We start from the raw sequence: 22,114 nt of genomic DNA, 5'->3' as shown, positions 1-22,114 counted from the left end.
CACCCCGTATGGCTGGACGGCACGGATGACGAGGCGCCGACGAGGTCGGCGCCTTTCGTCTGCCCGGGTTCCCCGGCTCACCAGCGGCCGGAGGGTGGTCAGCGGGTGCCGGGCGAGAAGTTCACGCCTTCATCGTTGAGCTGGTGCCGGACCACGAACGCCTCCACCGGGTCGGTCGGCCAGACCGACCCGTGCTGCCGCAGCGCCTCCAGGTGCTGCTGGTTCTGCGGCGCGTCGGTCAGGATGAGGTTCCGGCCGTCCTTGGCCAGCCACGGGTTGTCCGACAGCCGTACCCGGTGCTCGATGTTCAACGGCTCGAACCCGCTCGTACCGTCGGCGCGGATGACCCTGACGCGCAGGGTGCCGGTCGGGTTGAGCTCGGCGTCGCCGGCGGTGACGAGCTGGCCCTCGATCGCCTGGAGGGCCGGGTCGGCCCGGAGACGCCGCATCACCTTGCGCTGCAGGCCGCCGAAGTCGGCGCGGGCGATTTCCCGGGCCTCGCGCAGGATGTCGTTGGCGCGCGCCCGCTGTTGCGGGGTCAGGCTGGCGGCGTCGCCGACCTCGGCGCGCAGGGCATCGAAGTCGGCGCGGAGCTGGGCCAGGCGGGTCCGGCGTGCGGTGGGCCGCTCCGCGGCCAGGACCTGGTTCACGATGCCCGGCAGCCGTTGGTCCGCGAGCTGCTCGTAACGGGCCACGAGTGCGGGGTTCGCGACCTGGACGTGGCGAGTCTGCGCGGTGATGGTCACCGGAGTCTGCTGTGCCTGCTGCGCGACCGTGGACGCCACGACCTGCTGCTGGGCCGGCACCGGCGTCGGCGCCTGCTGGACGGTTGCCGGCTGCGGCGCCTGCGCCTGCTGCTGGACCGTGGCCTGCTGCTGCACCGTGGCCTGCTGCTGGACCGTGGCCTGCTGCTGCACCTGCGCCTGCTGCCGCGCCGGGGCCTGACTCTGCTGGACGAACCCGCCGTCGCTGTCCCGCACGACGATCGTGGTCGACGCGGAGGACTCCCCCAACCGCAGCGACGGCCCGACGTTGCCCAGGCCGATCATCGCCGCGCCCGTGTACGCCCGCACCCCACCCATGAACTGCCGGCCCAGCTGGAAGGCGCGCTGCTGGGCCGGGGTGACCCCGGTCGGCTGGCGGCTGGCCAGCGCCCCCACGGTGAGCCCCAACGCGCCGGCCTGCAGCGTCTGGCTCCAGTCGCCCCCCGACTGGACGTACGCCCCGCCCGCGCCAGCCAGGCTGGGCAGCGCCACCCCGACGCCGTACCGGGCGGCCGGGTTGCTCAGCCACTGGGAGCCGGTGCCGGCCGCGCCGCCGAACATGCCGAGCCCGGCGCCCCACCCGCCGGACCGCAGCACGAACCCGGTCCGGCTCTCGCCCTCCGGCACGTCGCCGAGCGCGGCGCCGGTCATCGACCCGAGCGCGTTGCCGCCACCACCCGCGAGCGCGCCGCGCCACAACTGTCCGCCGCGGGTCAGCCCGGCCGCGCCCACGCCGAGGTTGCGGGCCAGCCCGAGGCTCGCCCCGCCGCCGACGCCGATCGCGAAGCCCTGCTCGCCGACCCGTCGCCCCTCGCTCAGCCCGGTCCGCAGCGCCGCCCCGCCGCCGTGGCCGGCGACCAGCTCGCCGCCCGCCCCACCGGCGAAGCCGAGCAGGAAGCCTTCGCCACCGACCACGGTCCCGGTGCCGACCGCGGTCAGGCCGGTGGCGACCAGCCCGGTGGCACCGGTGCCGGCCACGCCTGCCGCGACCACCGGGGCGGCGAGGATCGCACCGATGGACAGCGCCACCGCGAAGGCCAGGTTCCGGGTGATGGTCAGCCCGGTGACGATCGCCCCGGCGGCCGCGACGGCCCGGTCGATCCCGTTGAGGACGATGGTCTGCGCCTGGTCGGCCTTTGTCACGGCGGTGAAGACGGCGTCGGCCATCTCGCTCAGCGAGCCGCGCTGCTGGGCGGCCCGGTAGCGGCTGAGCGCGATGTTGGAGTCGGCCATCGGGCCGAGCATGCGCCGCTGGAGGTCGACCGGCTCCTCACCGCTGACCAGGCTGACGAAGAAGCCGACGACGTACTGGTCCTCGTAGTTGAGCCGCATGTGCTCGCTCATCCGGTACTCGGTGCCGTCGTTCATCTCCCGGGCCCGGCGGGCCGCCTCCTGCAACGCGGCGGTGACCTCCACGCGCACCCGGTCGGCGAGTTCCTGCGGGAAGACCAGCAGCTCGCCGTCGTGCATGACGTACGCCATGCCCGGCTGCTCCTGGTAGGGCCGGATCGACTCGATCAGCCGGATGTTCGCGAGCACCGCGGCCTGGTCCGCGCCGTCCCCCGGCGACAGGGCGCGGGCCAGCCGCTGCTGCTGCCGCTGGGCGCTCGCCCGGCCCAGCTCCGCGCCGAGCCCCGGCTCCAGCGTGGCGAGCTCCTGCCGCAGGATCGACCGGTCGGCCCGGCTCAGGTCGGGGCGTTGCAACCAGGCGGTGATCCGGTCCACCTCGGCCCGGATCTCGGCCGGGTCGGTGAGCTGCGTGCTGCTCCGCTCCCGCAGCACGCGCGGCATCTCCGTCTGCTCGGGCAGCTCCGGCTGGGGCTGCTGGGCCTGCCCGGCCCGGCCCCGGCCCCGGCGTCGGGGTGGCGGCCGGTCGGCGGCCCGGATGGCGGCCTGGCGGCGGGCGATCTCCGCCTCCAGGGCCGCCTTGGCCTCCATCATCCGGTCGGTCTCCTGGCTGCCGACGATCTGCCGGTTGAGCCACTCGTCGACCGCGCGCAGCTCGTCCACCAGCTCGGTGAAGCTGTAGTGCCGGATGTCCGGCGTGGTGCGCAGCCAGTCCTCGGCGGCGAACGCGACGTAGGGCGTGCCCGTGGTGCACAGCGGCCCGAGCGCGTGGAGCGCGTGCGCGCCGTGGTGCGCCTGCGCCTCCGCGTCGGCCGGCGCGGCGTCCCCGTCGCCGGACTGCTGTGCGGCGTGGATCAGCTCGTGGGTGAGCAACGCGTCCGGGACGGCCTGGCCCGGCCCGACCGCGACCCCGATGTCCCGCCCGAGGGTGAAGGCGGCGGCGCGGGCGGCCCGGGCCGCCGTCCGTACCCGCGGGCCGGTGTGCAGCCGTACGCCGGCCAGCGACACGCCGGTGGGGGCCTCGACGGACGCGCGGACCCCGCCGGGGACGGGCCGGGCGGGGTCGGCGAACGCCCGCTCGAACGCGATCCGGCCGAACTCGGACCCGGCGGCCGGCCGCGGGGATGCGGACGGGCGCTGGTCGGTGGCCGGGGCGGTCCGCGCCGCGGGCGGGGCGGCGCTCGGGGCGGCAACAGCATGGGAATGGCTCACCGCAACTCCATCCGTCCCTGCCCATCCTGCCGCCCCGCCGACCGTCGAACAAGGACCGTTCGGGCTGGTCGGATCGCATATCCGACAACCGTTCCGGCCTGCTGGACCAGGGGCCGCGGACAGGGTGACGCGGCGGCACCGGGCCGCCGCGTCACGCGGAGAAGGTCAGCGTCAACCGGCGGGGCTGGCGGTCGTCGAACGGTCGGCGACCGGGGCGGCCGGGTCGCGGCGCCGACCCGGATCGACAGATGTTGAGGGCCGTCGATGGCGAAAGTATCGGAGCGGCGACCTGAGCTGGTCAATGACTTCCGGAAATGCTCCGGGGAGGTCAGCGCCGAGCACCCCTCATGGACACTGCCAGAAGAAGCCCTCCAACTGGGAGAACAGCATTCGCGAGGACATGGCTCGCCCCGGGCACGGCGAGCCGCCAACCCGCCCGAGGCATCGATCAGGTGGAAAGTTTCGGAGCCCTTCCGGGGCGTACCGGGGCGGCGGCACACGCGGACGGGAGTCCTCTTGACCGCGCGCGCCGGGCGGCCTAGCTTCATCGATCAGGAAGGTTCCTTTACTAATCTCGCTCCGTCCTCATGGGAGTGCCGATGCGACCGTTCCGCCGCCGCCGTCTCACCGCCCTCGCCGCCGTGGCCAGCGTGCTGGTCACCGCCGCCCCGCCGGCCGGCGCGAGCGCGACCCGCGGCCCGAACCGGCGCACCGGCTACCACCGGGTCGGCTACTTCACCCAGTGGGGCATCTACGGCCGGGCCTTCCCGGTGAAGAAGCTCGACACCTCCGGGGCGGCCGCCCGCCTCACCCACGTCAACTACGCCTTCGGCAACATCAGCGAGGACGGGCGCTGCTACGTGGACGGTGGGCCCGGCGAGGGCGACGCCTGGGCCGACTACCAGCGGCCGGTCCCGGCGGAGGAGAGCGTCGACGGCGTCGCCGACGCCTGGGGTGAACCGCTCAACGGCAACTTCGGCCAGCTGGCCAAGCTCAAGGCCCGCCATCCGGACCTGCGCGTGCTGATCTCGCTGGGCGGCTGGAGCTGGTCGACGTACCTCTCGAACGCCGCCCGCACCGACGCCTCCCGCAAGGCGTTCGTCGCCTCCTGCATCGACCTCTACCTTAACGGGAACCTGCCGGTGCTGGACGGCGGCAGCGGCGGGCCGGGCGCCGCCGCCGGCGTCTTCGACGGCGTCGACCTGGACTGGGAGTGGCCGAACTGGCCGGGCGAGCCGGGCAACGTGATCCGCCCGGAGGACCGGGAGAACTTCACCGCGCTGCTCGCCGAGTTCCGCCGGCAGCTCGACGCGTACGGCCGCCAGAACCGCAGGCACTACGCGTTGACCGCCTTCCTGCCGGCCAACCCGGCCACCATGGACGCCGGGTACGAGGGCCGGAAGATCTTCCGCTACCTGGACTTCGCCACCGTGCAGGGGTATGACTTCCACGGCTCCTGGGACGGCGTGACCAACCAGCAGTCGGCGCTGCGGGTGCCGGCCGGGGCGCCGGACGATCCCGACTTCTCCGCCGAGGTGGCCGTCGACGGCTGGATCGCCCGCGGCGCGCCCCGGGGCAAGCTGGTCCTCGGCATCCCGTACTACGGCCGGGGCTGGACCGGGGTGACCGGCGGCGGGGACGGCCTGTTCCAGCCCGCGGCCGGGCCCGCGCCGGCCACCTTCGAGGCCGGGTCCGAGGACTACCGGCGGCTGAAGCTGCTGGTTGGCAACGGTTTCACCGTCCACCGCGACCTCCGCGCCGGGCACGCGTGGCTCTTCGACGGCACGACCTTCTGGACGTACGACGATCCGGCGGTGGTGTGGCAGAAGACGCGCTACATCCGCCGCGCCGGCCTGGCCGGGGCGATGGTCTGGTCGCTGGACGGTGACGACGACAACGCGACGTTGACCAGAACGATCAGCCAGGGCCTGGCGACGCCGTAGCCCCGTCGCCACCGCCGCGGGCGGCCGGGCCGAGCGCGCCACGTCGGCGGGCCGGTGAAGGATCGCGCTCGATCCTGGATCGAGTGGCCGCCCCGTCGGGGACACCACTGCGTCCAGGAAACAGCGGCACCTTCGCCGGCGGGGCGGGTTCGGGTGGGGCCGCTTCGGGAACGCCCCCGGCGGGCCGGCGTTACCAGCGGTTCCGTGCCTCCTCGGCCCAGCCGACGAGCCCGTCGAGGTCGACGCGTTCGCCGTCGTCCGTGGCCGCCCAGCCGGAGAAGTGCCCGAAGCACTGGTGGGTCTCCCCGGCCAGGACGCCGAGGTTGGTGCGCGCGACCCGCTCGTGGAACGGATGGAACGCCACGTCGACCCGGTCGCCGCTGATCCGCCACGGCCGCAGCCAGTCGCCGCGGTCGTACCGCCAGGTCAGGTCGGCGCCGATCTTGTGCAGCCGCCCGCCGACGAGGAGGGCGTTCTCGGTGGAGCCGGTCCCGTCGGTCCACGCCCCGCCGAGCTGGATCGCGCGGCCGGGGCCGCTGCCGGCCGCCCAGTTCCACCGGACCGCGTACGGCCACTTGCCCCGGCCGTGGTCGAGCACCGCGAAGGAGTCCTCGTCGCTGATCGGGTACGTGGTGCCGGCGACCCGCAGCGTGCCGCGTACCGGCCGGCCGACGTCCTTGACCGTGTACTGGAACCGGCGGCCGCTCCAGGGCACCACGACGCCGAGCGACTCGTGGCCCGGCGGCAGCGGCGCGACCAGGTCCACCTCGATGTCGGGCGCGGTCGCCCGGATGGTGCTGGCGTCCGGCCGCTGGTCGATGTCGATGGCCAGGCCACGACCGGCCGCGTGCACCGTTCCGGCGCCGCTGGCCGGCGGCAGCACGGTCCCCCGGGCGAACGGCACCACCACCTCGGTGCCGGTCTCGACCCGGGTACGGCGGTCGAGGACGTACACGCTGTGCACGCCGGCGTAGTCCAGGGAGGAGGCGACGAGCCCGACGACGTGGGTCGGCGTGACGACGCCCCAGTATTCCCACCGTTTGGCCCGCCCCCAACCGGGCAGGTTCGCGCGGTGCAGCGGCCGGCGGCTCCAGCCGACCGCGGCCGGGTTCAGCCGGCCGTCCGGCAGGCACAGGTCGACCGGCTCGGTGATCTCCCGCTCATGCGTCACGGCCACGCCGGCCATGTTGCTCCTTGAGGGTCGCGCGGGCGCCGAGCCCGCGGTGGACAGGCCGCGCACCGGGCCATCCGCCCGCCGCGCACCCGCGACATTAAGTCTAGATTCCAAACATTATCAATCTATAATCGTCGATAGTAGGCTCCGGGCCCCCGGGTGCCCGACGTCCGGCCAGCGGCCCACAGTGCGGACGGCTGATCGACAACGCCAGGCTGATCGGGAAGCATCTATCCGCATGACCACCGGCTCCACCGACGCCCGGCCGACCACCGAGACCGCCGGCTCCAGCGAGATTCCCCCTGCTCCCGAACGGCGCGGGTGGACCCGGTGGCGCTGGCTGCGCCACGAATGGACGCTGGCGGCGCTCGGCGGGCTGCTGCTGGCGGTCGTGCTGACCTGGCCGACGCTGCGGCACCCGGCCAGCACCGTTCCGGGCGACCTCGGCGACCCGACGCTGCAGGCATGGCAGATCGCCTGGGCGGGGCACGCGGTGCTCACCGACCCGGCCAACCTCTGGAACTCGAACACGTTCTACCCCGAGACGTACACGTACGCGTACAGCGACACCCTGCTCGGCTACGCCCCGCTGGGGATGCTCGGGTCCGGCTTCGAAGCCGCCCTGATCCACTACAACGTCGCGTACGTGCTGGTGCACGCGCTGGCGTTCGTCGGGGCGTACGCGCTGAGCCGGCAGCTCGGGGCGGGCCGGTGGGGCGGCGCGGTCGCCGGGGTGGCGTGGGCGTACTCGCCGTGGCGGCTGGCCCATTCCGGCCACCTGAACATCCTGTCCAGCGGCGGGATCGCGCTGTGCCTGGCGATGCTGGCCCGCGGCCACGGCTGGTCCCTGCGGCACGGGTACCGGCCGGAGCGCCGCCGGCCGGGCTGGGCGCTGGCCGGGTGGCTGGTCGCCGCCTGGCAGGTCAGCCTGGGCTTCGGCATCGGGCTGCCGCTGGTCTACTTCCTGCTCGCCGCGGTGCTGGTGGCCGCCGCCGGATACGGCTGGTCGTCGTGGCGGCGCCGGGAGCGACCCCCGTTCGGCCGCCGGTTACTGCTCGCGGACCTGGCCGGTGGGCTCGCCTTCGGTGCGGTGACGCTGCTGCTCGGGCTGGTCTACCTGAAGGTCGTCGACCTCAACCCGCAGGGCCGGCGGACCCTGGACTGGACGGAGATGTTCTCCCCGCCCCTGATGGGCTTCGTCACCGCCCCGGCCGACTCGTGGTTGTGGGGCGACGCGCACGCGGCGGCCCGCCAACAGCTGTCCTGGCCGCCCGAGATGGCGTTGCTGCCCGGGATGACGCTCATCGGGTTGGGCGTGGCGGGGCTGTTCGTCTCGGTGTACCGGGTCCGGTACCGGGTCGCGTTGGGTCTCGGCGTCCTCGGCACGGTCCTGCTCGGCCTGGGGGCCACCCTCGGCGGGGACGGTGACCCGGGCTACCTGACGCTCTCCAAGCACCTGCCGGGCTGGGACGCGCTGCGGACGCCCGGGCGGATGATGCACTGGACCAGCCTGTTGCTGGCGGTGCTGGCGGCCGGGCTGGTGACGGTCTTCGCCGAGTCGGCGCGGCGACCGGAGGCCCGGCGCTGGCCGCGGATCCTGGCGCCGGTGGCCCTGCTGGTGCCGCTGGCCCTGGTCGGGCTGGAGGGGGTCAACCGCACCCCGCACCCGGTGGTGCCGCCGCCACCGGCCGCGCTGCGTACCGCCGGCGAACCCGTCCTGGTGCTGCCCGCGGGCGGCACCGGTGACCTGCTCTACATGCTGTGGACGACCGACGGGTTCCCCCGGGTGACCAACGGGCTGGCCGGCTTCGAGCCCGTCACCCAGGCGCAGACCCGGGTCGCGACCGCGTCCTTCCCCGACGCGAGCAGCGTCGCGTACCTGCGCGGCATCGGGGTGCGGTCGGTGGTGGCCCTGCCCGACCGGGCCGCCGGGACGCCGTGGGAGGGCATCGCGGCCCGGCCGGTCGACGGGCTGGGCATCACCCGGGAGGATCTCGATGGTGTGCTGGTCTACCGCCTCTGACCGGGCGCGCGCCGCACGGCGCGGCGCCCGGGGCGGATCGTCGGGTACGGACCGGACGGAGTGACCACGGTGCGGTTGTCGGTGGTGGTGCCCTGCTTCAACGAGGAAGCGTCCGTGGAACGCCTGCACACGGCGGTGACCGAGGCGCTCGCGGAACTGCCCGACGTCGAGGTCGAGCTGGTGTACGTCGACGACGGCAGCCAGGACGGCACCCTGGCGGCGCTGCGCCGGCTCGCCGGCGACGACCCGTCCGTGCGCTACACGGCGCTGAGCCGCAACTTCGGCAAGGAGGCGGCCATGCTGGCCGGCCTCGAGCGCGCCACCGGGGACGCGGTCGTCATCATGGACGCCGACCTGCAGCACCCGCCGCGGCTGCTGCCCGAGATGGTGACGCTGTACCGGCAGGGCTTCGACCAGGTGATCGCGCGCCGCGACCGGCACGGCGACCGGTTCCTGCGGATGCTCGCCTCGCGGTCCTTCTACCGGCTGGTCAACTGGTGGATCGACGTACGGCTGCAGGACGGGGCGGGGGACTTCCGGCTGCTGTCCCGGCTCGCCGTGGACGCGGTGCTGGCGATGCCGGAGTACAACCGGTTCTCCAAGGGGTTGTTCTCCTGGATCGGGTTCCGGACCGTGGTGGTCGCGCACCGCAACGAGGCCCGCCAGGCCGGGCGGAGCCGGTGGACGTTCGGCAAGCTGTTCAACTACGCGTTCGACGGTCTGCTGTCGTTCAACAACCGGCCGCTGCGCCTGGCCATCTACGCCGGCCTGTTCCTCACCCTGATCGCGGTCGGGTACATGGCCTGGGTGGTGGCCGACGCGGTCGAGAAGGGCATCGACGTTCCCGGCTACACCACCATCATCGTCAGCGTGATCGGTCTCGGCGGGATCCAGATGATGATCCTCGGCGTGATCGGGGAGTACATCGGCCGGATCTACTACGAGACCAAACGCCGGCCGCACTACCTGGTCCAGGAGACGGAGCACGTGGTCACGGAGACCGGGCAGCACCCCGTCGGCCGACCTCCGGCGCAGCGGCCGGGTCGATCCGTCGCCCGGCGGGACGGCGAGCAGCAGGAGCGGCGGCGGGCGGCATCCGGACGGCCCGGTCAGGGGCCGGGGTGAGGGGACGACACGGGCCTCCTACCGGCCCGACGACGGCGGACCCGGTTCGTCGCCTGACCGGAGCAGGCCGCCACGGCCGCCGGGCGTTCCCCGGTCCACCCGCAGGTCCCGCTCCAACTCGGCCACCAGTGCCCGCAGGTCGTCCAGCCGCTGGCTGATGATGATCCGGTCGAGGTCGTCCGGTACGCCGTCGCCGTCCTCGTCCGCCGCCATCCCTTCGGTCATCTCCAGCCGGCGGGCCTCCTCCATCGAGTTGACGATCACCGCGATGAGGATGTTCACCAGCAGGTTGGCGGTGATGAGCACGAAGCTGACGTAGTAGACGAGGGTCCACGGCGACAGCGCCATGCCGTGCTCGATCAGTTCGGGCAGATTCTCCAGGGACAGCAGCACGAACAGGGTCAGGGCGGCGCGGCCGATGGTGCCGTACCGCTCGGGATCCGAGTCGCCGAAGATGAGCCAGCCCGCCATGCCGTACACGTAGAGCGTCACCAGGGCGAGCGCGAGGAACCCGCCGACGCCGGGCAGGCTGCGCAGCAGGGCCGCCACGATGGTGCGCAGGCCCGGCGAGAAGCGCACCAGCCGGACGACCCGGGCGATGCGGATCACCCGCAGGGCGGGCGACTCACCGTGCAGGCCGGGGATGAACGCGGCGGCGATCACGACGAAGTCGAAGACGTTCCAGCCGTGCCGGAAGAAGTCCTGGGGTCGGTTGCCGTGGGCCAGCACCCGGATCGCGATCTCGCTGACGAACACCGCGCGGAAGAACCACTCCAGGGTCCGCAGCAGTGTGCCGAGCGACCCCGGGTGCGGGTACGTCTCGATGCCGAGCACGACCGCGTTCAGGCCGACGACGATGACGATCGCCACCTCGAATCCGCGTGACTGCTCGAGGCGTGCGCACCACGCCGACACCCGCGACGGGGACGGGGGCGCGACGCCTCGCTGACGCGGCGCCGGCCGGACGCTCACCGCGTCACCCCGGGGCCGTCCGGCGCCGGAGCCGACGAGGAGCGGGCATCGGCGCCGGCCGGGGGCGGTCGTCGGCTCCCGCAGCGGTCGGTTCCGCTCGGGGCGCCCGCGCGGCAGGACCGACCTGCCGGGAGCGCGACGGGCCGCGGCTGCGGATGGATCATGGGCCCCAGCCTAGGGCCGCGGGCCCCACCGTCGCCGCCCTGGCCCTGGCCGCGACCCGGGCCCGACCGGCGCGCCTGGCGCTACCCGGCGACGGACGCCGGCGCGCTGAACCCGCCCTCGTTCCCGCTGCGATCCAGTCCGGACACGCAGTAGGACAGCGGGCGGCCGGCCGGGGCGGCGCGATCCACCCAGCCGGTGGCGCGGGTGGTGCCGACGAGCCGGGCGACCTCGCCGTCGAGCCGGTAGACCGCGTAGCTGGTCGCGCCGCCCCCGCGCCAGCTCACCGCCACACCGCCGGTGTCGTCGCGGCGCGCGCCGGTGAGCGTGGGTGCGGCCGGCGGCGCGGCCGGCAGGTGCGCCATCGGGGGCAGCAGCGCCGGACCGGCGTAGTGCGCCCGGCTGTACCGGCTGACCGCGCCGAGCTTGTCGGCACGCACCTGCCGGGCGCTGAAGTGCACGCTCCCGCTGACCCCGTACCGGTGGTTGAGCGCGAGCTGGCGGTCCAGCTCGGCCGGGTCACGCCAGGCGCCGCGCTCCCCCACCCGGTAGTCGGCCTGGCCGATGTAGAGCTGCACCCGGGTGCCCTTCACGGTGGCCGCCCACCAGGGCAGCAGCCGGGCGTAGTCGGCCTTGGCGAACCCGATGGTCCAGTAGAGCTGCGGCACGACGTAGTCCAGCCACTGCTGCCGTACCCAGAGCCGGGTGTCGGCGTAGATGTCGTCGTAGCTCTGCAGGCCCGCGGTCGCCGAGCCGGCCGGGTCGGTGCCCTTGTTGCGCCAGATGCCGAACGGGCTGATGCCGAACTTCACCCACGGCTTGATCGCCTTGATCCGCTCGCTCATCTCCCGCACCAGCGTGTTCACGTTGTCCCGCCGCCAGGCGCGCTTGTCGGTGAACCCGCGGCCGTACCGGGCGAACGCGGCGCCGTCCGGGAAGTCCTGCCCGGCCTCCGGGTACGGGTAGAAGAAGTCGTCGAAGTGCACCCCGTCGATGTCGTACCGCTGGACCGCCTCCAGCATCGAGTCCTCGACGAACCGGCGCGCCGCGGGGACGCCCGGGTTGAAGTAGAGGCGGCTGCCGGGCCGGTCGGCGCTGGGGTAGGTGACCACCCAGTCGGGGTGCTGGCGCAGCGGATGGCTCGGTGCGAGCCGGTCCAGCCGGGGACCGGGTCCGCCGACGGTGGCCGGCTGCCCGCCCCGGTACGGGTTGAACCAGGCGTGGAACTCCAGGTTGCGGGCGTGCGCCTCGGCGACCATGAACGCCATCGGATCCCAGCCGGGGTCCTGGCTGTCCTGACGGCCGGTCAGCCACTGGGACCACGGCGCGTACGCCGACGGCCAGAGCGCGTCCCCGCTGGGCCGCACGTGCACGAAGACCGCGTTGTGGTTGCGCCGCACCGCCAGGTCCAGCCAGCCGCGGAACTCCGCCCGTACCGTCTCGGCGGGCAGCCCGGGCCGGCTCGGCCAGTCGATGTTGTTGACCGTCGTGATCCACATACCGCGCAGCTCGCGGGGCGCCTGGACCGGCCGGCCGGCGCAGCCCGCCGGGCCGCCGCCGCGCGGCGTGCTGACGGCGGCGGAGTCGTCCGCCGCCGACGTCCCGCCGGCGGCGCCGAACCGGTCCCGCAGCGACCAGCCGCCGAGCCCGACCGCCATCGCGAACGCGGCGACCACCGCGACGAGTTTCGGGGTACGGCGACGGCGATGGGTGGCGGGCATCGGCCCAGTCTGCCCACTCCGGTCGCGACATGCACCTCGCGCTTGGGCACCGGCCCGCACCGCCATCCGTCCGCTCCCGGACAGCGGCGGGGCAGCCAAAAAGTTTTGTGGGGTTCCTACAACTGCCGCCCTCTCCGGTTCGGTGGTTACGACATGGCGCTGCCCGCCGGCACGCGGAAAGGTGATCACTGCCGGGGTTCGCGGACTCGCGGCGCGTACCTAGCTGTCTACCGGAGGGGTCGGTCGGGTGTTCCGCCGTATCGCCATCGTCAACCGTGGAGAGGCCGCGATGCGGCTCATCCACGCCGTCCGGGAGTTGGCCGCGGAGACCGGCGCCCGGATCGAGACCGTCGCCCTGTACACCGACGTCGATCGCACGGCCACCTTCGTGCGTGAGGCCGACATCGCGTACGACCTGGGGCCCGCCTCCGCCCGCCCGTACCTCGACCTGGCGGTGCTGGAGCGCGCGCTGGTGGCGACCGGGGCCGACGCCGCGTGGGTCGGCTGGGGCTTCGTCGCCGAGGACCCGGCCTTCGCGGAGCTGTGCGAGAAGGTCGGCGTCACCTTCGTCGGGCCGAGCGCGGACGCCATGCGCAAGCTCGGCGACAAGATCGGCGCGAAGCTGATCGCCGAGGAGGTCGGCGTGCCGGTCGCGCCGTGGAGCCGGGGCGCGGTGGAGACCCTCGACGCCGCCCTGGCGGCGGCGGCCGAGATCGGCTACCCGCTGATGCTCAAGGCGACCGCCGGTGGCGGTGGGCGCGGCATCCGCGTGATCACGACCGAGAGCGAGCTCGCCGACGCGTACGAGCGCACCAGCCAGGAGGCGGCGCGGGCGTTCGGCAGCGGCGTGGTGTTCCTGGAGCGCCTGGTCACCGGCGCGCGGCACGTCGAGGTGCAGGTGATCGCCGACGGCCAGGGCACCGCGTGGGCGCTCGGTGTCCGCGACTGCTCGGTGCAGCGGCGCAACCAGAAGATCATCGAGGAGTCGGCGTCGCCGGTGCTCAGCCCGGAGCAGGCCGCCGAGCTGAAGACGTCGGCCGAGCGGCTCGCCGTCGCGGTCGGCTACCGGGGCGCGGCGACAGTCGAGTTCCTCTACCACCCGGGTGACCGGCTGTTCGCGTTCCTCGAGGTCAACACCCGCCTGCAGGTCGAGCACCCGATCACCGAGTCGACCACCGGGTTCGACCTGGTCAAGGCGCAGCTGCACGTCGCCTCCGGCGGCCGGCTCGAGGGTCGGCCGCCGGTGGAGCGCGGGCACGCCATCGAGGCCCGGCTGAACGCCGAGGACCCCGACCGCGACTTCGCGCCCTCCCCCGGCCGGATCGCGCGGCTGGTCCTGCCCTCCGGGCCGGGCATCCGGGTGGACACCGGCGTCAGCGAGGGCGACACCATCCCCGCCGACTTCGACTCGATGATCGCGAAGATCATCGCCTACGGCGCCGACCGCGACGAGGCGCTCGGCCGGCTGCGCCGCGCGATGGCGAACACCACGGTGGTCATCGAGGGCGGCGCGACGAACAAGAGCTTCGTGCTGGACCTGCTCGACCAGCCCGAGGTGATCGACGCCAGCGCGGACACCGGCTGGATCGACCGGGTCCGCGGCGAGGGGCGGCTGGTCGCGCACCGGCACTCCGGCGTCGCGCTCGCGGCCGCCGCGATCGAGGCGTACGAGGAGGAGGAGCGCGTCGAGCGGCAGCGGCTGCTGTCGACGGCGGCCGGCGGGCGCCCGCAGGTGCAGCACAAGAGTGGCGGGCCGCTGGACCTCAAGCTGCGGGGCGTCGGTTACCGCCTGCGCGTGGCGCGGGTCGGCGCGCACCGGTTCCGGGTCGGCATCGAGGCGGGCGGCGACGTCCGCACCGCCGACGTCGAGCTGGACCGCTTCGACCGGCACACCGGGCAGATCGTGGTCAACGGCGCCCGGCACCGCCTGCTCACCGGGACGCACGGCGCGGTGCACCTGGTCGAGGTCGACGGCGTGACGCACCGGGTCAGCCGGGACGAGGGCGGCGTCCTCCGTTCCCCCATGCCCGCGCTGGTCGTGGCCACGCCGCTGGCGGTCGGCGCCGAGGTCGAGGCGGGCGCGCCGGTCCTGGTGCTGGAGGCCATGAAGATGGAGACGGTGCTGCGGGCACCGTTCAAGGCCCGGTTGAAGGAATGCTCGGTGTCGGTCGGCAGCCAGGTGGAGGCCGGGGCGCCGCTGCTGCGGCTGGAACCGATCGCCGACGAGGCCGCCGAGACCGCGGCCGACCCGACCGGTGGGTCCGTCGAGGTGGACCTGCCCACCCCGGCCGCGGAGCTGCCGGCGCGCGCCCGCGCCCGGCGGGGTCGGGAGGACCTGTGCGGCCTGCTGCTCGGCTTCGACGTCGACCCGCACGACGAGCGTCGGGTGCTCGACGGCTACCTCGCCGCCCGCCGCGCGGCGGTCGAGGCGGGCCACCGGCCGCTGGCCGAGGAACTCGACCTGCTCGACGTGTTCGCCGACCTCGCCGAGCTGAGCCGCAACCGGCCCTCGGGCGAGGACGGCGGCCCCGGCCACATCCACACCGCCCGCGAGCACTTCCACACCTACCTGCAGAGCCTCGACGTCGAGCGGGCCGGCCTGCCGGCCGCGTTCCAGGCGCGGCTCGCCAAGGCGCTCGGCCACTACGGGGTCACCGACCTGGAGCGCTCCCCCGAGCTGGAAGCCGCCGTGTTCCGGATCTTCCTGGCCCAGCAGCGGGCGTCCGCCGACGCGGCGGTCGTCGCGGCGCTGCTGCGGGTGTGGCTGCGGGAGCCGGCACCGGACGACACGCTGCGCGAGCCCGCCGGCCTCGCCCTGGAGCGGCTGATCGCCGCCACCCAGGTACGCTTCCCCGTGGTCGCCGACCTCGCCCGCGGCGTGGTCTTCGCCTGGTTCGCCCAGCCGCTGCTGCGCCGCAACCGCGCCCGGGTCTACGCCCAGGTCCGCAAGCACCTGCGCCACCTGGACGCGCACCCGGACGCGCCGGACCGCGACGAGCGCGTCGCCGAGATGGTCCGCAGCACCGAACCGCTGGTGCGGCTGCTCGGCCAGCGGCTCGTCCGCGACCACCTCGACAACACGGTCATGCTGGAGGTGCTGACCCGGCGCTACTACGGCAACAAGGCGCTCACCCGGGTACGCACCGCGCAGGTCGCGGATTGCGCGTTCGTGGTCGCCGAGCGGGCCGAGTCGAGTGTGGTCTCCGCCGCGGTGCGCTTCGAGTCGCTGGGCGAGGCGTTGCGGCGGCTGGCCGAGCTGGCCGCCGGCGAGGGCACGGTCGTCGCCGACATCTACCTGGCGTGGGAGAACCAGCCGGCGGACTTCGACGCGATGGTGGCCGCGTTGCAGGAGGTCATCGACGGGCACCCGCTGCCGCCGCAGGTCCGTCGGCTCACCACCACGGTGGCGGGTCGCGGCGGGGCGGTGATGCACCACCACTTCACGTTCCGCCCGTCCGGGACGGGGATGGTCGAGGACCGGCTGATCCGGGGCCTGCACCCGTACATCGCGCAGCGGATGCAGCTGGAGCGGCTGCGCAAGTTCGACCTGACCCGCCTACCCTCGGCGGACGAGGAGGTGTACCTCTTCCAGGGGGTGGCCCGGGAGAACCCGTCCGACCAGCGGCTCATCGCCTTCGCGCAGGTGCGTGACCTGACCGAGCTGCGCGAGCAGGACGGGCGGCTGGTCGCCCTGCCGACGACCGAGGACGCGGTCGCCGCCTGCCTGGACTCGATCCGCCGCGCGCAGGCCCAGCGCCCGTCGAAGAGCCGCTTCCAGACCAACCGGATCGTCATCTACGTCTGGCCGCCGAGCGAACTGACCCGCGCGGAGATGGAGGTGATCGCCGGGCGGATCCGCCCGACGACGGTCGGCGCGGGGCTGGAGGAGATCCTGCTCATCGGCCGGCAACGGGACCGGCGGACCGGCGCGCTGACCAAGATCGCGGTACGGATCTCGTTTGACGTCACCGGCCGGGCGACGCTGACCGTCGGGGAACCGTCGGACGCCCCGGTCGAGCCGCTGGACGACTACCGGCTGAAGGTGCTACGGGCGAGCAGCCGCAACACCGTGTACCCGTACGAGCTGACCGGGCTGCTCGGTGACTTCGTCGAGCACGACCTCGACGAGAAGCACGAGCTGGTCCCGGTCGAGCGGCCAAAGGGGCACAACACCGCGGCGATCGTGGCCGGCGTGGTCAGCACGCCGACCGAGCGGCACCCGCAGGGCGTCACCCGGGTGGTGCTGCTCGGCGACCCGACCAAGTCGCTGGGTGCCCTGTCCGAGCCGGAGTGCCGGCGGGTGATCGCCGCGCTGGACCTGGCCGAGCGGATGGGGGTGCCGCTGGAGTGGTACGCGCTGTCCGCCGGCGCCCGGATCTCCATGACCTCCGGCACGGAGAACATGGACTGGGTGGCCGCGGCGCTCAAGCGGATCGTCGAGTTCACCCAGGCCGGCGGCGAGATCAACATCGTGGTCGCGGGCATCACCGTCGGCGCACAGCCGTACTGGAACGCCGAGGCGACGATGCTCATGCACACCAAGGGCATCCTGGTGATGACGCCGGACTCGGCGATGGTGCTCACCGGCAAGCAGTCGCTGGACTTCTCCGGCGGCGTGTCCGCCGAGGACAACTTCGGCATCGGCGGCTACGACCGGGTGATGGGCCCCAACGGGCAGGCGCAGTACTGGGCGCCGGACCTGCCGGCCGCGCGGGACGTGCTGATGGCGCACTACGACCACACGTACGTGGCGCCGGGGGAGGACGCGCCGCGGCGGGCGGCCACCACCGACCCGGTCGACCGGGACATCACCGACTTCCCGCACGCGGTGCCCGGCAGCGACTTCAGCACCGTCGGGGAGATCTTCTCGGCGCAGGCGAACCCGGACCGCAAAAAGCCGTTCGACATCCGTACGGTGATGCGCGCCCTGTCCGACCAGGACCACCCGGTGCTGGAGCGCTGGGCGGGCATGGCGGACGCGGAGACCGCGGTGGTGCAGGACGTGCACCTGGGCGGCATCCCGGTGTGCCTGCTGGGCATCGAGTCCCGGTCGGTGCCGCGCCGGGGCTTCCCGCCCACCGACGGCCCGGACACCTACACCGCGGGCACGCTGTTCCCCCGGTCCTCGAAGAAGGCGGCGCGGGCGATCAACGCGGCCAGCGGCAACCGGCCCCTCGTCGTGCTGGCGAACCTGTCCGGCTTCGACGGCTCGCCGGAGTCGATGCGCAAGCTGCAACTCGAGTACGGCGCGGAGATCGGCCGGGCGATCGTGAACTTCCGCGGGCCGATCGTGTTCTGCGTGATCTCGCGGTACCACGGCGGCGCGTTCGTGGTGTTCTCCAAGGCGCTGAACCCGAACATGACGGTGTTGGCGCTGGAGGGGTCGTTCGCCTCGGTGCTCGGCGGCGCGCCGGCCGCCGCGGTGGTCTTCGCCGGCGATGTGAACGCCCGCACCGCGGCGGACCCGCGGGTGCAGGAACTGCAGGCCCGGGTCGCGGCGGCCGCCGGCGCGGACCGGGCGGCGCTGACCGCCGAGCTGGACGAGCTGCGGGCGTCGGTGCGGGCGGAGAAGCTCGGCGAGGTGGCCGCCGAGTTCGACCGGGTGCACAGCATCCAGCGGGCGGTCGAGGTCGGTTCCGTCGACGCGGTCGTCCGGGCCGCCGAGCTACGGCCGCGGATCATCGAGGCCATCGAGGCGCGGCTGCGCTGATCAGCCGCTCACCCCGATCGCCGCGGCCGGCCGGCCGCGGCGATCGGGCTGCCGACGTTCGCCCTCCGCACCGGCCAGGGCGGAGGCGGGCGGCCACCGTCCCGCGACCCCCGGTGGGCCGCGCATGGTCCGTCGGGCGGGATCAGTGTCGCGTTTCGGGTCGCTCGACCGAGCGGGCGTCGGCGAGGGCGGTGCCGGCCAGGACCGCGGCGGCGGCGAGGGCCGCAGGCAGCGGTGGCAGCAGGAGCGCGACCGGCGCCAGGGCGGCCATGAGGAGCAGGCCGACCAGCCGGTCGCGCGGGACGCGCCCGAGAACCTCGTGCCCGAGGAAGATCAGCCCCGCCAGGAACAGGCAGGGACCGCCGTAGACGACGGTGACCCAGGCGGGTCCGGTGTGCCCGAGTGGATGGGCGACGACGGACTCCACGCCGACGGCGGTGACCACCACGCCGGCGACCATGGGCAGGTGCGCGAACAGCGCCCAGCGGGCGAGGCGGTCCGGATCGGCCCCCATGCCGATGACGGCGGGCAGCAGTTCCCCGGCGCGGTGGATGTAGATCCGCCAGAACAGCGCGGTGGTGGCGAACGAGATCACCGCCGCCGCCGTCCGGTCGAGGGTGAGGCCGCTCCGATTCAACGTCAGACCGGCGACGAGGACCAGCTCACCGAGGGCGATGATGAACATCTGCCGGTACCGCTCGGCCAGGTGCTCGGCGACGATCGGCCATTCCCGGGCGGGAGCGCGACCCATCCCGGGCACGGGGTAGCGGGCCGCGCCGGCGAGATAGTCGATGCCCAGCGCCACCGTCCAGAGCGCCGCTCGCGCCGCCCCCGGCGCCAACGCCCCGGTCAGCCACGGCAGGGCGGACAGGCCGAACCAGACCAGCAGCCGGAGGGTCCTGCGGCGCAACGGGTGGGCCCGCAGGGCGAACAGGAAGTACAGATGCCGGCCGACGTTGATGGCGACGTAGAGCCCCGCGAAGACCATGCTCCGCTTCCCGAACGCCTCGGGCAACACGGCCGCCATCAGGAAGGTGCCCAGCATGGTGGCGATGACCAGCAGTTGGATGGCCGGATGCAGCGGGTCGTACAGGTCCGTGGTCCAGGCCGTGTTGGTCCAGACCCACCAGAGGGCGAGGAGCAGCAGCAGCCCCTGACCGGCGCCGCTCCAGGTGAGATGTTGGGTCAGCGTGCGGGAGAGCTGGGTGAGCGTCAGCACGAACACCAGGTCGAAGAAGAGTTCCAGGAACGTCGCCTGCTGCGCCTCGTCCGGTCTGCGCAGCAGGTCAGCCGGCCCGCCGCTCATCGGTCCGGCCGGTCGCCGGAGGCCCCGACCGGGGCGGGCGGGAACACGGCGGCGTGCGCGGCTGTCCGCCGTCGTCCGGCGCTGGTCATCAACGTGCTCCTCGGGGTCAGGGGAGAGCGACGAGTGAACCGGTACGCCGAAGGGCGGACCGGACCGGTTACCGGCCCGCCCCCGCGATCCGTGGTCGGCCCGACCTAATGCAGCGACCGGAAGGCGGCTCGCATCTCCTCGCAGAAGAGCTCCGGCTGTTCCCAGGCCGCGAAGTGCCCGCCCCGGTCAAGCCGGTGGTAGTGGACGAGCTGGGGATACGCCTGCTCCGCCCAGCTCTTTGGGCGCCTGGTAGAGCTCGTCGGGGAAGACGCTCACGGCGGCGGGGATCTTGACCCCCTTGGCGGCGAAGAAGGAGAGCTTGCTCTCCGCGTAGAGGCGGGCGGAGGACACTCCGGTGTTCGTCAGCCAGTAGAGCGTGATGTTGTCCAGCAGGTCGTCCCGGGTGAGGCTGTTCAGCCTCGCCTCGACCTTGCGCCAGTCGTATTCCTGCTCCCAGTAGCGCGCGAGCGCCTGGCTCGTCGCCAGCGGCACGCCCTGCGACTGGTCGTCGACGGTTTCCTGGTCCGGCCAGCGGGTGGCCGCGATGCGCCTGCGCAGCGCCTCGAGGTCCGCGTCGGGGATCTCGATCGTGAACGGCCGGATGTCGCCGGTCGGGCGGGTCATCGTCTGGGCTCTGACGGCCACGGTGGCCTTCCTTTCCTTGCGGGATTGGTCTGGCAGGGCCGGGCTCGGCGCTAGGCTGCCCTCTCCCCCCGGCGGGGCAGCTTCCAGTCCGGGCGGACGAAGTGGCAGGTGTAGCCGCCGGGATTCCGCTCCAGGTAGTCCTGGTGCTCCGGCTCCGCCTCCCAGAAGGGGCCGGCGGGGCTCACCTCGGTGACCACCTTGCCGGGCCAGAGGCCGGAGGCGTCGACGTCGGCGATGGTGTCCTCGGCAATCTGCCGCTGCCGGTCGTCGCAGTAGAAGATGGCGGACCGGTAGCTGGTGCCCACGTCGTTGCCCTGCCGGTTCCTGGTCGTCGGATCGTGGGCCTGGAAGAAGAACTCCAGCAGGTCCCGGTAGGACAGCTGCTCGGGGTCGAAGGTGATCTCGACGGCCTCGGCGTGCGAGCCATGGTGGCGGTACGTCGCGTTCGGCACGTCACCGCCGGTGTAACCGACCCTGGTGTCGACCACACCAGGGCGCTTCCGGATGAGATCCTCCATTCCCCAGAAGCAGCCGCCGGCCAGGATCGCCTTCTCCGTCCTGCCGTTCATCACTCCCCTTTCCCGTTCATCAGGGCACCGCTATGGGCCGAAGGTGAACACGTAGGCCCGGAAGCCGGGCTGGTCGACGACGAGGGTGAGCTCGTGGTCGGTGCGGGACGCGCCGGCGACGAGCCGGACCATGCGGGGGCGGTCGATTCGCGCGACCGCGTCCGGGCCGACATCACCGCCGCGCTCGCCGTCGACCGCGTTCCCGTCGAGCAGCACCCGGATCGCCGCCGGACCGGCCGGTCCCGGATCGACGACGAGGTTCACCTCGCCGGCGTTGAACGGCAGGACGAGTTCCCCGCCGCCCTGGGAAACCTCGACGTACTCCCCGCTCCTGCGCCAGTCGCCGGTCAGGGCGTAGGTCCCGGGCTCGGCCCGCTCGGCACCGAGGTAGGTCTCCGGGGTGATACCGAGGTAGGAGGGTTCCCCGGTCCCGGCGAAGGCCGTCACCTCGGCGCTCACCGGCGGGAGCCGGGTGCCGGGCGCCCTGATCTCGAGCAGGCGACGGATCTCCGACTCCACCCGGTCGTAGTCGCCCTCGCCGATCCACCGCTCGACGAACCTGCCGTCCGCGTTGAAAAGGTACTTCGCGGGCCACGCGGCGTTGCCGAGCGCCCGCCAGAAGGTGAAGTCGTCGTCGAGCGCGACGGGGTACGTGAGCCGGTGGTCGCGGACCGCCTGGTCGACGTTGCCGGGTTGCCGGCCGAACTGGAACTCCGGGGCGTGCACGCCGATGACGGTCAGACCCAGGTCGGCGTAGTCGCGGTGCCACGCCTTGACGAAGGGCGCCGTGCGGATCCAGTTGACGCAGGTGTACTCCCAGACGTCGATCAGCACCACCCGGCCGCGCAGGTCGTCGGGGGTCAGCGGTGGCGAGTTCACCCACCGCCGCACGGTGAGGGGAGGGAGCCGGGCGATCATGTCCGTCCTCCGGGCAGGCCGGCGGTCGCCATCGGCGCCGGCTGCCGGTCGGAGCCGACGAACTCGACGGTGCGGTTGACGATCATCTGCGGCGGGTACAGCCCGGCGGACCGGAGGGCGCGAACATGCTCCTCCTGCCGGCGGGTGTTCGCCTCGGCGCCAAACGGGTCGGCCCAGCCCAGGTGGTCCCAGTAGTCGCCGCCGGCCGCGTCCTGGGCGCTGTTCGACCCGGTGCGCGAGGTGTCCGTCATGGCGCGTCTCCTCGCGTGGTCCCGCTGAGGCCTTGGGCTTCCCGTTCCGCGGGCTCCCATGCCTGACGGCCGGGACCCGTGTCGGGCCGCGGCCGTGCGCCGCTCGAACACCTGCGCCGGTATTCCCGCTCGACCGGAATTGCATAGTCGCTTGACAATGCATCTAATCTTGAACGTGCGCT

Annotated in this window: 13 protein-coding genes; 4 read left to right on the top strand and 9 right to left on the bottom strand. The window is 73.5% G+C overall.

What is annotated here, in order from left to right:
- Positions 1-98: 98 nt before the first annotated feature.
- Complete coding sequence (locus EFE23_RS05275; RefSeq protein ID WP_123239744.1) at positions 99-3,323, bottom strand: eCIS core domain-containing protein; 3,225 nt, start codon at positions 3,321-3,323, stop codon at positions 99-101.
- A gap of 599 nt (positions 3,324-3,922) precedes the next feature.
- Between EFE23_RS05275 and EFE23_RS05270 the strand changes: the two genes are divergently transcribed.
- Positions 3,923-5,266, top strand: a complete 1,344-nt coding sequence (locus EFE23_RS05270; RefSeq protein ID WP_123239764.1) for a glycoside hydrolase family 18 protein — start codon at positions 3,923-3,925, stop codon at positions 5,264-5,266.
- 190 nt (positions 5,267-5,456) lie between these two features.
- On the opposite strand, the gene EFE23_RS05265 is transcribed toward EFE23_RS05270, so the two are convergent.
- On the bottom strand, positions 5,457-6,443 hold the full coding sequence (locus EFE23_RS05265; RefSeq protein WP_233600877.1) for a DUF2804 domain-containing protein: 987 nt from the start codon (positions 6,441-6,443) through the stop codon (positions 5,457-5,459).
- A gap of 235 nt (positions 6,444-6,678) precedes the next feature.
- On the opposite strand from EFE23_RS05265, the gene EFE23_RS05260 reads away from it, so the two are divergent.
- Complete coding sequence (locus tag EFE23_RS05260) at positions 6,679-8,463, top strand: hypothetical protein (protein WP_309226197.1); 1,785 nt, start codon at positions 6,679-6,681, stop codon at positions 8,461-8,463.
- Between the two features lie 60 nt (positions 8,464-8,523).
- A complete protein-coding gene (locus EFE23_RS05255; RefSeq protein ID WP_309226196.1) occupies positions 8,524-9,588 on the top strand; it encodes a glycosyltransferase family 2 protein in 1,065 nt (354 codons plus the stop codon).
- Between the two features lie 18 nt (positions 9,589-9,606).
- Here the strand turns inward: EFE23_RS05255 and EFE23_RS05250 are convergent, their stop codons facing one another.
- Both EFE23_RS05250 and EFE23_RS05245 read right to left on the bottom strand, forming a co-directional pair.
- Positions 9,607-10,458, bottom strand: a complete 852-nt coding sequence (locus EFE23_RS05250; RefSeq protein WP_233600876.1) for an ion transporter — start codon at positions 10,456-10,458, stop codon at positions 9,607-9,609.
- Positions 10,459-10,805: 347 nt separating this feature from the next.
- The gene (locus EFE23_RS05245) at positions 10,806-12,443 is read right to left on the bottom strand and encodes a glycoside hydrolase family 10-like protein (protein WP_123239742.1); all 1,638 of its coding nucleotides are present in this window, start codon (positions 12,441-12,443) and stop codon (positions 10,806-10,808) included.
- A gap of 247 nt (positions 12,444-12,690) precedes the next feature.
- Here EFE23_RS05245 and EFE23_RS05240 point away from each other — a divergent pair, with 247 nt between their 5' ends.
- The gene (locus EFE23_RS05240) at positions 12,691-18,153 is read left to right on the top strand and encodes an ATP-binding protein (protein ID WP_123239741.1); all 5,463 of its coding nucleotides are present in this window, start codon (positions 12,691-12,693) and stop codon (positions 18,151-18,153) included.
- Between the two features lie 142 nt (positions 18,154-18,295).
- On the opposite strand, the gene EFE23_RS05235 is transcribed toward EFE23_RS05240, so the two are convergent.
- From EFE23_RS05235 to EFE23_RS05215, 5 genes are all read right to left on the bottom strand, one after another.
- The gene (locus tag EFE23_RS05235) at positions 18,296-19,459 is read right to left on the bottom strand and encodes a low temperature requirement protein A (RefSeq protein ID WP_123239740.1); all 1,164 of its coding nucleotides are present in this window, start codon (positions 19,457-19,459) and stop codon (positions 18,296-18,298) included.
- Positions 19,460-19,735: 276 nt separating this feature from the next.
- Positions 19,736-20,194: an epoxide hydrolase N-terminal domain-containing protein gene (locus EFE23_RS05230; protein ID WP_233600875.1), complete on the bottom strand. Its 459-nt coding sequence runs from the start codon at positions 20,192-20,194 to the stop codon at positions 19,736-19,738.
- Positions 20,195-20,244: 50 nt separating this feature from the next.
- Entirely contained in the window at positions 20,245-20,763 is a 519-nt protein-coding gene (gene msrA / locus EFE23_RS05225) for a peptide-methionine (S)-S-oxide reductase MsrA (protein WP_123239739.1), read from the bottom strand.
- 30 nt (positions 20,764-20,793) lie between these two features.
- Complete coding sequence (locus EFE23_RS05220) at positions 20,794-21,681, bottom strand: thioredoxin family protein (RefSeq protein ID WP_123239738.1); 888 nt, start codon at positions 21,679-21,681, stop codon at positions 20,794-20,796.
- Positions 21,678-21,932, bottom strand: a complete 255-nt coding sequence (locus EFE23_RS05215) for a DUF1223 domain-containing protein (protein WP_158675834.1) — start codon at positions 21,930-21,932, stop codon at positions 21,678-21,680. Before EFE23_RS05215 ends, EFE23_RS05220 begins: the two co-directional genes overlap by 4 nt.
- Positions 21,933-22,114 lie beyond the last annotated feature (182 nt).

Origin of the sequence: Micromonospora solifontis (genome assembly GCF_003725545.1) — a bacterium.
Classification (GTDB): Bacteria; Actinomycetota; Actinomycetes; order Mycobacteriales; family Micromonosporaceae; genus Micromonospora; species Micromonospora solifontis.
The sequence above is the reverse complement of the archived record's forward strand: the minus strand, read 5'-3'. Positions and strand labels throughout refer to the sequence as shown.